This is a genomic window from Acinetobacter sp. S54 (assembly GCF_016624945.1).
Taxonomy (GTDB): domain Bacteria; phylum Pseudomonadota; class Gammaproteobacteria; order Pseudomonadales; family Moraxellaceae; genus Acinetobacter.
On the sequence record NZ_JACVUI010000008.1, the window covers coordinates 19,709 to 32,779 of the forward strand.

Consider the following 13,071-nt stretch of genomic DNA (forward strand, 5'->3'; position numbering starts at 1 on the left):
TTAAAACATCTAAAAGTCGATACGTTCACGTATCGACTTTTTCTTGTAATAAAACTGTCAAAAAATATATAATGTGATAACTGTGTCATATTTTTATTGTAAAAATGAAAGAAAAAAAAGAGATTAATGTAAAGTTCTTATTGAAATGGCGTTATTTTAATTTACGCCAATTGGGGGCTGCTCTAGTTATTGGTAATGCCCTATATTTTTCTTATAGCACTTACTTTCATCATGATATTTCTCCTAAAACTCTCGCAATGCAACATTACCCAAGCGACAATATTGAACTGATCAAGTAATTGGTCGTTTCATTGTTAAATAACAAGAATTTCGCAAAGGTTCAGTGCTATATTATGCGAGCTTAAAAATATGCAGGAACATATACTGCTATGAATAATCCTATACTTTCGACTGCTCAGGCACTGATAGAAGTGAAAAATCTGGGTTTCAATCGAGGGGAACGTATTATCTATGACAATGTTGATTTAACCATTCGACGTGGTCAAATTACAGGCATCATGGGCCCATCTGGGACTGGAAAAACCACATTATTACGGTTGATTGGTGGGCAGTTGACTCCCGATCGTGGTGAAGTCTTGTTAGATGGTAAAGATATTGCCAGCATGTCTCGTCAAGAATTATTTGCTGCGCGTGCTCGTATGGGTATGCTATTTCAAAGCGGTGCGTTGTTTACTGATATGTCTGTGTATGAAAACGTCGCATTTCCAATCCGCGCGCATACTGATTTACCTGAACATTTAATCGCAGAATTGGTTGGACTTAAATTAGAGTCTGTTGGTTTGCGCGGTACGGAACATTTAATGCCAAGTGAATTATCAGGTGGTATGAACCGTCGTGTCGCATTGGCACGTGCCATTGCGCTTGATCCTGATTTAATTATGTATGATGAACCTTTTGCAGGTCAGGATCCGATTGTAAAAGGGGTGTTGACCCGTTTGATTCGATCACTGCGTGAAGCATTGGATTTAACGACGATTATTGTCTCTCATGATGTTGCTGAAACACTGGAAATTTCAGATTATATTTATGTGATTGCAGAAGGCAAAATTCAGGGTGAAGGTACACCAGAGCAATTACAGACCTCAGCGTCCCCATTTGTAAAACAATTTTTAACAGGCTCTGCTGAAGGGCCCGTTGAGTATCAATTTAGTCATCAAGCATATTTGAATAACGAGGTACATCCATGAATGCGATTGCCTGGTTAGGTCGACTCGTCATTGAGCGGATGCGTGGAATTGGTGAGGCAACGGTCATGTTGCTGCGAATTATCTTTTCTCTTCCCTCGGCAGGCGGTTTTGGTCGATTTATTTATCAAATGCACCGTGTCGGTGTTATGTCCCTCCTGATTATTGCAGTATCAGGATTGTTTATCGGGGCAGTTCTTGGCTTGCAAATGTATAACATTCTCGTAACCTTTGGTAGTGAAGCAATGTTAGGGACAGCCATTGCATTAACCTTGTTGCGTGAGCTGGCGCCAGTGGTTGCTGCTTTGTTATTTGCAGGACGTGCCGGTTCTGCGCTGACTGCTGAAATTGGTTTAATGAAAGCCACAGAACAACTTTCAAGTATGGAAATGATTGGGGTTGATCCGTTAAAACGTGTGGTGTCTCCAAGACTTTGGGCTGGTATAGTCAGTTTGCCAATGCTTTCGATTATTTTTGCGGCGATTGGTATTTTTGGCGGTAAAGTCGTCGGTGTTGATTTTCTGGGTGCTGATGAAGGCTCATTCTGGAGTGGCATGCAAAGTTCGATTCAGTTTATGCATGACATTTTTAATGGGACAGTGATTAAAAGTATAGTCTTTGCACTTATATGTACATGGATTGCGGTTTATCAAGGGTATGCCTGTGAACCGACTTCAGAAGGTATTGCGACATCAACCACTCGTACAGTGGTGTATTCATCGCTGTGTGTTTTAGGTTTTGATTTTGTGTTGACTGCGGTCATGTTCGGAGGTGTTTAATGAAATCACGTACTAGTGAGCTGGCCGTAGGGATTTTTGTAATTATCTTTGGCGTGGCTTTGTTTTTTTTGGCCATGAAAGTGAGTGGTTTGGTCGGCACCAATTTAAATGACAGTTATCACATGACTGCTCGTTTTGATAATGTTAATGGCCTGAAATCACGGGCTAAAGTCACCATGAGTGGTGTTACAGTTGGGCGGGTTGAATCAATTACCCTTGATCCTGTTACTCGTTTGGCGACGGTCAATTTTGATCTGGATGGCAAGTTAACTTCATTCAATGCGGAACAATTAAAAACCGTTCAGCAAAATGCATTAGATGAATTACGTTATAGTTCTGATTATACGCAGGCAAATGCTGCGCAACAAAAAGAAATGGAACAGAAACTGATTGCCAACATGAAATCCATCACTAATATCGATGAAGATGCTTATATAATGATAGCAACCAATGGTCTATTAGGTGAAAAATATCTCAAAATTGTACCAGGTGGTGGATTAAACTATTTAAAACGTGGCGAAACCATTACCAATACTCAAGGTACAATGGATCTTGAGGATCTGATTAGCAAGTTTATTACTGGTGGTGCCAATAAATCATCATCAGGTAGCTCGGCAGAAGACTCGGCATCCCAGCCGCAGGCAGCTACATCTGACAGTGCCGAACCTTCTTTTGTTGAGTAATTTTTTAGGAGCGATTCTTGTGAAGACGTTGTTCAAACAAACCCTTACAGCCAGTGTATTATCAACTCTTCTTGCGGGTACTGCATTTGCTGCGCCAGCAGAAGCACCACCGGCATTTATTAAGCGTGTTGCTGATAACTTTATTTCACGTTTACAAGCGGATCATGCAAGATTGCAAAATAATCCTGACGCTGTAAAGGCCATTGTACGTCAGAATCTTGATCCATATATCGATTCACAGGCATTTACTCGCATTGTGATGGGAACTTATGCGACTAATCAGAACAGTACAGCGGCACAACGTGCGCAGTTTGAAAAGAACTTCCGTGAAACCCTGATTGAAAACTATGGTACGGCATTTGCTAAATACAGCAACCAAAGCTATACCATGCGTCCTTATAAAGAAACAGGCAGTCGTAACCCTGTAGTCACGATTGACTTCAATAATAAGGGCGATAAGATCCCAGTTTCATTCCAGCTTACCGATGCTGGTAGCCAGTGGAAAATCCGTAACATCAATGTTTCTGGGATTGATCTGGGCTTACAATTCCGCAATCAGTTTGCTTCAACTGTACAGCGTAATGGAGGTAATCTGGACAAAGCGATTGCCAACTTTAAACCAGATGCTGATGCTGCTGTAAACAAGAAATAAGTGAAGGTTCACCGTGATTGAAATGGTCGATCAGCAATTGGTGCTGTCAGGAAAGATTGATTTTGAAAATGCGCAGACTATTTATCAAAATGGTTTGCGACTGATTCAACAACATCAACAATTTCCTTTGGTGATAAATTTAAGCCAATTGCAGCATGGTAGTACGTTGGCATTGGCAGTTTTGGTGCAATGGTTAAGAAAAACACCCAATGCCCAAGGTTTACACTTTCAGGATGTCCCTGAAAAAATGTTGAAGATTATCCAGTCCTGTCATTTACAGGATGATTTGACACTACTTCACAGCTAGTCAAAGTCTAATAAAAAAGCACCGAATTCGGTGCTTTTTATATACAACACTTTAAACCCATTTCTTCCAACGGAAATAGATCATCGGTCCCACAAATGAGACGATAATAATCACTGCAACAGTCAAGAAGCTCATGGTGCCATGTGCAAAGGGCAATTCTTGTGTGTTCATCCCATAAATACTAGCAACTAGCATGGGAGGTGCGAGCATACTGGGCAAAATAGAGAATCGACGAATCGTATCATTCTGCTCAGTGTTAATAAACCCAGAGGTAGTATCTAGCAAGAAACGCACTTTTTGGAACAAGAACGCATCATGTTCTACCAATGAGCGAACATCTTCACTCAATTCTCGAATATCAGCATCATAAATATGACTGCCTAACGCACGTGGGCGAGATAAAAAAGTCAGGACACGACGTAAATCGATCAAGCAAAGTTGAGCTTTACCTAGTACGTCTTCTTGTTGTGCCAGACGGGTAATCATGTCGTCCAAATCTAAAATCTTTTCACGGTGATGATTATTTAGTACTTCTGTGGAATATTTTTCCAGATCCTTGTGGATATCTTCGAGGATATCCGCAAGCTCATCTAGCTTAGCTTCGAGTAAGCCCAGTAAGATCCAAGTCGGATCTCTATAATCCATGTCATAATCATTACGCCGAGCGCGTGCACGAAACGCTCTAAAAGCGACTAGTTTTTCACCACGTAGTGTAAATAAACGCTCTTTATGCAAAATAAAGGCAACTGTTTGGACCGTTGCCAAAATGTGGCTGGTATCCTCGTCATCGCCATCCACCTGATAGTTTTTATTTTTCGTTAAAAAATAGGTACTGATATGCAAAATTCCATCATCATCGCGGTAAAATCGAGCAGAGGATGAAATATCTTCAAGCGATTTGAGCGTAGGCAAATTTCGGTCATACGCATCGATGACCCATTGCTGCTCTTCCTGAGAGGGTGCAATCAGATCGATCCAGACCAGATCCTGATGCAGATCAAAATCACCATTAATGGTTGCATCTTCAAGGCTACCGCGCTCTGTGGCGTAAAAGGCTTCAAGCATAACGTCTTTTCTCCCTTGCGCAGTATAGGTAAATTTGATGGGTGTATTTTAGACAAGGATTCACTTAAAAACACTCATTGTTATCGTTTTTTCTGAAAAAATCTCGCTTAAGCTTATATTGTAAGCATGACAGCTTAAAAACATGGTTAAAAGTTATATGAATTCAATCTGTATTTTTTGTGGTTCAGCGGTTGGTACCGATCCTTTATTTTTACAAGCAGCTCAAGTAACAGGAGAAACCATCGCCCAGCAGGGAAAAACACTCGTGTATGGTGGTGGACGTTCAGGACTAATGGGCGTGGTTGCAGACAGTGCCCTACAGGCGGGTGGACGTGTGATCGGTGTAATACCAACCGCTTTGGTTGATCGTGAGCTGGCCCATCCACATTTGACCGAATTACATATCGTTCAAAATATGCATGAGCGTAAAACCAAAATGGCAGAGCTATCCGATGGTTTTATTGCATTACCGGGTGGTGCAGGTACATTAGAAGAGATTTTTGAACAATGGACTTGGTCACAGTTGGGTATTCATCAAAAACCCTGTGCATTTTTAAATGTTCAAGGTTTTTATGATGATTTACTTAAAATGATTCAGAGCACAGCAGATAAGGGTTTTACCCAATCACGTTTTGTAGAAAAATTAATAGCATCAGATCAAGTTGATGTGATTCTAAGTGCTTTTGAACATTATCAACCTGCTACGCCAAAATGGGGTGCACAGGCAGAAGTTCGCCCTTAATATTGAGGCATAGATGTGAAAAAAATTACCGTTGCTGCAGCCATTATTTTAAATGATGCCCATGAGCTACTAGTTGTGCGTAAGAAAAATACTCAAGTTTTTATGCAAGTGGGTGGCAAGCTAGAACAGGATGAACCGCCTGAACAAGCGATTGAACGAGAAATAAAGGAAGAAATTGGCTGTGATATTCAGATTAATCAATTTGTAGGTCGGTTTGAAACTGCAACTGCCAATGAGCCTGATCATCAACTGGTTAGCTATGTTTACTTGGCAAAGTTAAAGCAAACACCGCAGATTGCTGCTGAAATTGCCGAAATGAAATGGGTCACTCTGGATGATACAGTCACCGCACTTGCGCCTTTAACACGTGAAGTGGTTATGCCATGGTGTCGAGATTATTTGCAAATTTAGCGGTTTTATCTGTTGCAGCCGCAATGCAACACGCATGAATCTGTTGGCAGCCTAATTGTTGTAAAGCCTGATGTAAGGCATAAATTGAGCTGCCAGTCGTGACGACATCATCAATGATTAAAACTTTTCGATAGCGAATTTTGGGTTTTTCCAATACCACAAACTGTTGCTCAATTCCTTGAATGCGTTCCAGCCGATTTAGTCCTTTTTGAGAATGTTGCTCAAGACGATGGATAGGCTGCCAAATAGGAATATTTAGCTTTTTTGCAAGTTGTTGTGCCAAGAGTAAAGACTGGTTATAACCCCGTTCAATTAAACGTGCGTCCGAAATAGGCATAGGGACGATAGCTTGAACTTTAGGGTGTTTAATCTGGGCAAGTAATTGATCAAGTAATGGTTGATGATGTAGTTTTTGTTCGTACTTAAATTGCTGCAAAATACGATCGAGTGGGTAATGATAATAACATGCCGCCATGATTTGTAATTCATGGCGATTAATCGGTTGCTTAAGCCAAGGAAGTTGCTGCCAGCAACTTTTACATAGAACATAATGCTTTAAACGTGGACTGGATTCACACAGACGGCAGGGTAAAAGTTTTTGTCCAATTTGTTGCATAGAGGCTTTAAGATAGTCAAACATAGGCATAGCGCGGAGCCTCTGGTAACCAGCGTTTAAGTAATGCATCGGCTTGTTTTGGATAGTTTTTTAAAACTTGTTCAGCGACATAATGTGCCTGTGTCAGTAAATGATCATCCCGTTCAAGACGAGCCACCCGAAACCCCATATCACCTGTTTGTTTAGTTCCTAAAAGCTCCCCAGGACCCCGAATTTCCAGATCTTTTTCCGCGATAACGAAACCGTCATTACTTTCTCTTAAAATGGACAAACGTTCGTGTCCATTTTGCGATAAAGGTGTTTTATATAATAAGGCACAAAAGCTGGCAGTTGCACCTCGTCCAACACGACCACGTAATTGATGAAGCTGAGAGAGTCCCAATCGTTCTGCATTTTCAATCACCATAATTGAAGCATTTGGTACATCGACCCCGACTTCAATGACTGTGGTGGCAATCAATAATTGCAGTTGATTGGCTTTAAATGCCTGCATGACGCTTTGTTTCTCATCTGCTTTCATTTTGCCATGCACCAAACCGATATTCAGTTCAGGAAAACGCTCTTTCATTTCTTGATAAGTAGCTTCAGCAGCTTGTGCATCCAGTGTTTCAGATTGTTCTACCAACGTACATACCCAATAGGCCTGTTTACCTTCACCACAATTGCTTGCGATGCGATTTAAAACCTGTTCGCGTCGATCCAGTGGAATAGTCACGGTTTGAATAGGAGTACGTCCCGGAGGGAGTTCATCGATAATAGAGGTATCCAGATCGCCATAGGCACTCATCGCCAATGTACGGGGAATGGGAGTGGCAGTCATGACCAACTGATGCGGAGTGAGCTGATCATTTCCTTTATTTCGAAGTGCCAAACGTTGATCGACACCAAATCGATGCTGTTCATCAATGATAACAAGACCTAATTTAGCAAATTCGATATTATCCTGAAACAAAGCATGGGTTCCTACGACCAACTGTGCCTGTCCACTTTTAATGCTGTGCTCTGCCTGCGTACGAACTTTACCTTTTTGTTTTCCAGAGAGCCATGCAACTTGGATTCCTAAAGGTTCAAACCAGCGTTTAAAGTTTAAATAATGTTGTTCGGCCAGAATTTCGGTAGGCGCCATCAGTGCAACTTGCCAGTGCGCCTCCAGTGTATGACAAGCTGCCACCGCCGCCACTAAGGTCTTGCCTGCTCCAACATCGCCTTGTACTAAACGTAGCATGGGCTTGGGTTGTTTAAGGTCGGCGATGATTTCTTTAGAAACCCGTTTTTGTGCTTGGGTCATTTCAAAAGGAAGTTCTGCCAATAAAGCTTTAGCAAGCGTCTTGCTTGGACTAAAACTGGGAGAGGCAATTTGTCGAATATAGGCGCGTCGTGTCAGTAAACTAACCTGATGTGCGACCAGTTCTTCAAAAATTAAGCGTTGTTGCGCTGGGTGTGAACCCTGAGCCAGTTGCTGCATATTGGCGTCAACTGGAGGTTCATGAATATAGTGCAAGGCCTGTTTGAGTGCATAACCATTGGTGTATTGTTCAGGCAATAATTCAGGTAAATGATCACTGTATTGTTTAAGTGCCTGTTTGACATATTCACGTAGCTTAGACTGAGTTAAACCTTCCGTACTTGGGTAAATAGCGGTGAGCTGAGTTTTGGGTAAAGCAGTATGTTCTGTTACCAGTTGTATTTCAGGGTGATAAAGTTCTAAGCCCCTTGCGCCGACACGCACTTCACCAAAGATTCTTAAACGATGACCTGCTTTTAATTTGTCAGTCAGATTTTTATAGATATGATAAAAACGTAAAGTAACTTTGCCATAATCATCCTGAATTAAAGCAGCCATAGATTTGCGCTTACCCGGCGGAAAATCAATGGATTTAACTTCACCTTCGAGCAAATAGCTGCGACCTACCATCAGTTGGTTCATAGGAATGACCGTGCTACGATCTTCATAATCACGTGGCAGATGAAAAAGTAGATCATCCGTGGTGAAAATATTGAGTTTTTCCAGAAGTGCTGCGGCAGCATTGCCTACACCCTGTAACTGCTGGATTGAAGTCATATCCCTCCACGTCAAGACCGCTATATCAGGATCATGTATGCATATTTTATTTATCGGCTATGGTAAAACATCTCAACGAGTTGCCCAATATTTATTTGAACAAGACTCGATTAAACAGCGACATAAAATTACCACAATTAGCCGTAGTACGAAAACAGATGTATATGGTAATCACTTGATTCAGGATGTACATCATCTTGATTTAAATCAGCTTACAGCGGTTGATCTGGTATATGTAGCTTTGTCTCCTTCGCAAAGTAGTGTAGAGGCTTATCGTCACACGTATCTGGATTCAGTTGAACCAATTGTCCGGGCATTAAAGTCACATCCTGTTCAGAGAATTGTGGTGGTTTCATCTACACGAGTTTATGGTGAACATCGGGGTGAACGTGTAGACGATGCCTCGCCCGTTCAGCCCATCGATGAGCAGGGACAAATTTTACGTGACATGGAATTAAAATGGCAGACGGCCTATCCTGAGCAGACCGTGATTATTCGTCCTGCTGGTATTTACGGTCAATCTATTACACGAATGGTCAAAATGGCGCAAACTACCCGTAGTTATGCAAATATTCATTATAGTAATCGGATTCATATAAATGATCTGGCACGTTTTCTAGCTGTTCTAGCGACATTACAATACGTTGATTCATCGTATATCGTGACCAATAATCAGCCTTTACCTTTGCATGAAATCATCCAATGGTTTCAGCAACAATTACATTTACCTTTAGTGCAACTGAGTAGCCGATATATCTCTGGAAAGCGTTTGTACCCGACACGTATGCTGCAAACTGGTTTTACATTAAAACATCCAGTTTGCTTTAATGACTATACAATTTGTTTGCAACAACATAGCCAAAACTCATAATTTAATTAAACTAAAAAGTGTGGGCCAATATATAAAGATATTCAATTAAAATTGATAAATAGAAGATTGGGGAACATGTTTAAAAACATCTTTAAGAGTCTGTTCCTGTTTGCAATGATGCAGCATGTCATGGCCGCAGAAGTGACATGGTGTGTTTATGACCCAATAGGAACACAAGGTGATATTACACGACGTTTAAAAGACCTGACGCTCTATATGCAACGTGAGCAGGTTAATGTGCAATTAAAAATTTATAAGCGCGAAACAGATGCAATTGTACAATTTGATCAGAAGAAATGTTCAGGTCTGGTCGCCACCAATTTTAATACCCGAAATTATAATCAATTTATGGGAAGTACAGCAGGTGTGGGATTCATTACAAATAATAAGACTGCACAGCATTTTATTGAGCTGTTGAATCGGCCTGCATTACGTTCAGCGATGCAACAAGGTGAATATGAGGTAGTGGGTTTCATTCCATTGGGAATGGCTTATATGATGCTTAAGACCCCAACCATTTATAAAGTGACAGATCTCAAAAATAAACGTATTGGTGTCTTACCCGAACTTGCACCACAAAGTACGTTGGTGCGTAGTGTTCGTGCTGAACCTGTTGTCGTGAATTTTAATAATGCAATTGATGCTTTTAAAAATAATCAGGTTGATATTTTACCTGTGCCTATCTACGGTTTATTGCCTTATAACCTTAAAAAAGAATTTGGTGAATCGACACGGGTTATTAATTTTCCAGTGGTGTACGCGGGCTTAAATATTGTGATCCGTTCGGCCGACTATCCGACTGGTTTTGGGGTGACGATGCGTAACTGGTTTTCTGCTCAAGCAAGTGTACTAGTAGGGCAGGTGGTGCGTTGGGAAAATCGATTGCCTGCATATTACTGGATGGATGTTTCTCCTGCCGAGAAACAAGCCTATGAGGTCGTGATTGCGAAGGTGAGAAATCAATATTCCCAGAATTTCTTTTATGACCCGCGTTTTGTTAAACTTATTAAAAAGTTACGCTGTAAAGATGAACCGCAATATTTTGAATGTCATCTCTGGTGAAAAAAATGGCAACCAAAGTTGCCATTTTTTATATCTCTTTAGCGTTTAAGCTTTTTTGCGTTTTAAACGACGTTTTGCTTGCTGTGAGGCAACCGCGTCTAATGCCGTTTTAAGTTCTTCATCATTAAAGGTGGTGATATGTTGTAACATTTGTAAAGTTGCTTCATCTAGCACCAATTTCGCACCTTCAGCCATATTGCTAAAGTTGCGTTCAAATTCAATTGCACCTTGCTCATTGGTACAAATGTAACCTTGTTGGGTTAATACTTTAATAAAGCTTTGGAATAAAGATTTATCAAAGAACTCAGGCGAATTAAACTCATACAGGACGGATAGACGCTGTCCGAGCAAATGGCTTAAATCCTCAACTTGTCTGACTGAAATGTTACCCGAACCACGTTGGGCAATTAATGCCAGTGTCATGTAGTAACGTTCCAGACTTTGTTTGACTGGCGCAGCCAAAATCACTAATTGATTATGATCTTCTGAATTTGGCGCAGGACTGACCAAATCACCTTCACTATCTTGCTCAATCAATTTGGCATTAACTAAAGCATCAGCATATTGACTAATCTGTTGTTCAAGTTGCTCAGGTTTCCATTTTAGGAATAACTCTGCCTGTAAAAATGGATAGAGGGTTTTGATCACATTTGTCAGATTTCTCTGGCTGATTTTGCCATTATGCTCAACCAATGCGGCAATCAAAGAAGGCAAAACAAATGCATGTAGAATATTATTGCGGAAGTAAGTCAGTAACACGGCCTGATTATCTTCAATTGCAATAATATCACCTAGCACATGTTGTACGCGTTTAATCAGTTTAAGTTTCAAACCATAAGCGATGATTTCTTTACCCGATAATGGCGTGACTTGGGTTCGTTCGTCATATGGAAGAGTTGTGACGAGGTCACGATAAGCATCCAATTGCTTGATGCATAGCTCTTCATCCAACGTGTGTTTTGGGGTTGCCAGTAAGATCAAAGATAATAATGAAACTGGATTAATCACCACGGCACGGTTGATATTTTCTAAAATGGCATGTGCTGAACTATTGATAGCATCTGAAACCTGAGGCGGAATCGGATCATCATTTTTTTCAATTTTAATTTGATCTGCATCATGAGCTTTAAGCAAATCATCCAGAAAAACAGGTTCGCCAAAATTGACATGAACTTTGCCAAAGATACGCTCAATTTTGCGTAAAGTTTTGACTATCCCGAAGATTGATTCTGCTTCTTTGGGTTTACCCTGCATTTCACCGACATAGGTTGAACCTTCCATCAAACGCTCATAGCCGATATAGGTTGGAACAAAAACAATCGGTTTGGCACGACCGCGTAAATGACTGTGCACAGTCATGGCAAGCATACCTGTTTTAGGCGGAAGTAAACGGCCTGTGCGCGAACGTCCCCCTTCAATAAAGTATTCAAGAGGAGTATTGCGAGACAAAATGCTGTACAAATATTCCTTAAATACTGAAGTATAAAGACCATTGCCACGGAAAGAGCGACGAATAAAGAATGCTCCGCCACCGCGAAGTAACTGACCTACAAACGGCAGATTTAAATTATCCCCGGCAGCAATATACGGCACCATCAAACCACGACGATAAATAACATAAGACAGGAGCAAATAATCGATATGACTACGGTGACAAGGCGTATAAATAATTTCATAGTCCTTGGCTAGTTCACGTACCGTACTAAAATTATGAACGTCTACGCCGTCATAAAGTTGCGTCCAGAGACGGGTCAATGCCATATCTGCAAAACGTACCGCTGAATAAGAATAATCCGATACGATTTCATTGAGGTAGCCAATCGCGCGACGTTCGGCTTCGAGCATGCTGACTTTACCGCGAATACTTTCACGACGAATCGCATCTTGTACATCACGCGATTTAATTAATGACTCCATGACGTTACGTCGATCGGATAAATCTGGACCGAGTACCACTTCACGCTGACTGTCTAGAAAATCATTGAGTGTGCTGACAATGTAAGTTGCAGGTGACAAATTTGGATAATGTGTCGTTGCATAATTGACCAACTGACGTAACGACTGCGGTTCATGAAACTCAACATAGGTTTGACGACCATGCAGACCAATATTCATCAACTGTTTAACTTTACCAGGTGTAGCCCATGTGTCTGTAAACAGCAATTTAAACCACGAATCTTCTTTATCAGGAGAACGTCCCCATAGTACAGTGACAGGAACCAACTCAATATCATAGTCTGGATGTTTATCTAAAAACTCGATAAAACGCAGCAAACGAGGAGGAAAAGCATGCGGTGGAGGGTTCAGTAAATTTTTTTCGTCGTGGTGCTGTAAAAATAAAACCGAAGCTTTTTCTTTATAATCTTCTATCGCTAGCGGATCTAACGCTGGCTTTAGATTTAAACGGCGTGTTTCTCCATCAATCACCAACGCATTGCTACGAGAATAATTCTGTAATACATAGCAGACGACTTTTTTTGATGCAGGCTGTTCTGCGATCTGGATATCAGTGGGTTCCGAAGGGACTTCCCCAAGAACATGTGGGGTTACCACGAGGTCAAGCAATTTACTCGACAGCCGCCGATACATCTGACCGAAGCCACTCTTGGCCATAAG

The 13,071-nt window shown here is 41.1% G+C and carries 13 protein-coding genes; 9 read left to right on the forward strand and 4 right to left on the reverse strand.

Annotation, left to right across the window (positions count from 1 at the left end; all coding sequences use genetic code 11):
• Positions 1–389: 389 nt before the first annotated feature.
• From IAE20_RS11810 to IAE20_RS11830, 5 genes are read left to right on the forward strand one after another with little or no spacing between them, the layout of a single operon-like run.
• The gene (locus IAE20_RS11810; RefSeq protein WP_200461239.1) at positions 390–1,208 is read left to right on the forward strand and encodes an ABC transporter ATP-binding protein; all 819 of its coding nucleotides are present in this window, start codon (positions 390–392) and stop codon (positions 1,206–1,208) included.
• Complete coding sequence (mlaE, locus tag IAE20_RS11815; protein ID WP_200461238.1) at positions 1,205–1,984, forward strand: lipid asymmetry maintenance ABC transporter permease subunit MlaE; 780 nt, start codon at positions 1,205–1,207, stop codon at positions 1,982–1,984. Before IAE20_RS11810 ends, mlaE begins: the two co-directional genes overlap by 4 nt.
• Positions 1,984–2,667, forward strand: a complete 684-nt coding sequence (locus IAE20_RS11820) for an outer membrane lipid asymmetry maintenance protein MlaD (RefSeq protein WP_200461237.1) — start codon at positions 1,984–1,986, stop codon at positions 2,665–2,667. Before mlaE ends, IAE20_RS11820 begins: the two co-directional genes overlap by 1 nt.
• A gap of 19 nt (positions 2,668–2,686) precedes the next feature.
• On the forward strand, positions 2,687–3,319 hold the full coding sequence (locus IAE20_RS11825; RefSeq protein ID WP_200461236.1) for a phospholipid-binding protein MlaC: 633 nt from the start codon (positions 2,687–2,689) through the stop codon (positions 3,317–3,319).
• Between the two features lie 13 nt (positions 3,320–3,332).
• Positions 3,333–3,626: a lipid asymmetry maintenance protein MlaB gene (locus tag IAE20_RS11830; protein ID WP_200461235.1), complete on the forward strand. Its 294-nt coding sequence runs from the start codon at positions 3,333–3,335 to the stop codon at positions 3,624–3,626.
• 51 nt (positions 3,627–3,677) lie between these two features.
• On the opposite strand, the gene IAE20_RS11835 is transcribed toward IAE20_RS11830, so the two are convergent.
• Positions 3,678–4,691: a CorA family divalent cation transporter gene (locus tag IAE20_RS11835; RefSeq protein WP_200461234.1), complete on the reverse strand. Its 1,014-nt coding sequence runs from the start codon at positions 4,689–4,691 to the stop codon at positions 3,678–3,680.
• A 157-nt stretch (positions 4,692–4,848) separates the two neighbouring features.
• Here IAE20_RS11835 and IAE20_RS11840 point away from each other — a divergent pair, with 157 nt between their 5' ends.
• Both IAE20_RS11840 and IAE20_RS11845 read left to right on the forward strand, forming a co-directional pair.
• Positions 4,849–5,433, forward strand: a complete 585-nt coding sequence (locus IAE20_RS11840) for a TIGR00730 family Rossman fold protein (RefSeq protein ID WP_200482381.1) — start codon at positions 4,849–4,851, stop codon at positions 5,431–5,433.
• A 15-nt stretch (positions 5,434–5,448) separates the two neighbouring features.
• Positions 5,449–5,844: an NUDIX hydrolase gene (locus tag IAE20_RS11845; protein WP_200461232.1), complete on the forward strand. Its 396-nt coding sequence runs from the start codon at positions 5,449–5,451 to the stop codon at positions 5,842–5,844.
• On the opposite strand, the gene IAE20_RS11850 is transcribed toward IAE20_RS11845, so the two are convergent.
• Together IAE20_RS11850 and recG are read right to left on the reverse strand one after the other, a co-directional pair.
• Entirely contained in the window at positions 5,810–6,490 is a 681-nt protein-coding gene (locus IAE20_RS11850) for a ComF family protein (RefSeq protein WP_200482380.1), read from the reverse strand. The genes IAE20_RS11845 and IAE20_RS11850 overlap by 35 nt on opposite strands.
• Entirely contained in the window at positions 6,477–8,522 is a 2,046-nt protein-coding gene (gene recG / locus IAE20_RS11855; protein WP_200482379.1) for an ATP-dependent DNA helicase RecG, read from the reverse strand. Before recG ends, IAE20_RS11850 begins: the two co-directional genes overlap by 14 nt.
• 37 nt (positions 8,523–8,559) lie before the next feature.
• Between recG and IAE20_RS11860 the strand changes: the two genes are divergently transcribed.
• Positions 8,560–9,393, forward strand: coding sequence for an NAD-dependent epimerase/dehydratase family protein (locus tag IAE20_RS11860; RefSeq protein WP_200482378.1), 834 nt, complete (start codon positions 8,560–8,562; stop codon positions 9,391–9,393).
• A gap of 75 nt (positions 9,394–9,468) precedes the next feature.
• The gene (locus IAE20_RS11865) at positions 9,469–10,455 is read left to right on the forward strand and encodes a putative solute-binding protein (protein ID WP_200461228.1); all 987 of its coding nucleotides are present in this window, start codon (positions 9,469–9,471) and stop codon (positions 10,453–10,455) included.
• A 45-nt stretch (positions 10,456–10,500) separates the two neighbouring features.
• Here the strand turns inward: IAE20_RS11865 and plsB are convergent, their stop codons facing one another.
• Positions 10,501–13,068, reverse strand: a complete 2,568-nt coding sequence (gene plsB / locus IAE20_RS11870) for a glycerol-3-phosphate 1-O-acyltransferase PlsB (protein WP_200482377.1) — start codon at positions 13,066–13,068, stop codon at positions 10,501–10,503.
• Between the last annotated feature and the right edge of the window lie 3 nt (positions 13,069–13,071).

Excerpts from the sequence above, each read along its gene's own strand:
- IAE20_RS11810 (WP_200461239.1), top strand. The coding sequence starts at position 390 with ATGAATAATCCTATACTTTCGACTGCTCAGGCACTGATAGAAGTGAAA.
- mlaE (WP_200461238.1), top strand. The coding sequence starts at position 1,205 with ATGAATGCGATTGCCTGGTTAGGTCGACTCGTCATTGAGCGGATGCGT.
- IAE20_RS11820 (WP_200461237.1), top strand. The coding sequence starts at position 1,984 with ATGAAATCACGTACTAGTGAGCTGGCCGTAGGGATTTTTGTAATTATC.
- IAE20_RS11835 (WP_200461234.1), bottom strand. The coding sequence starts at position 4,691 with ATGCTTGAAGCCTTTTACGCCACAGAGCGCGGTAGCCTTGAAGATGCA.
- IAE20_RS11840 (WP_200482381.1), top strand. The coding sequence starts at position 4,849 with ATGAATTCAATCTGTATTTTTTGTGGTTCAGCGGTTGGTACCGATCCT.
- IAE20_RS11850 (WP_200482380.1), bottom strand. The coding sequence starts at position 6,490 with ATGCCTATGTTTGACTATCTTAAAGCCTCTATGCAACAAATTGGACAA.
- recG (WP_200482379.1), bottom strand. The coding sequence starts at position 8,522 with ATGACTTCAATCCAGCAGTTACAGGGTGTAGGCAATGCTGCCGCAGCA.
- IAE20_RS11860 (WP_200482378.1), top strand. The coding sequence starts at position 8,560 with ATGCATATTTTATTTATCGGCTATGGTAAAACATCTCAACGAGTTGCC.
- IAE20_RS11865 (WP_200461228.1), top strand. The coding sequence starts at position 9,469 with ATGTTTAAAAACATCTTTAAGAGTCTGTTCCTGTTTGCAATGATGCAG.
- plsB (WP_200482377.1), bottom strand. The coding sequence starts at position 13,068 with ATGGCCAAGAGTGGCTTCGGTCAGATGTATCGGCGGCTGTCGAGTAAA.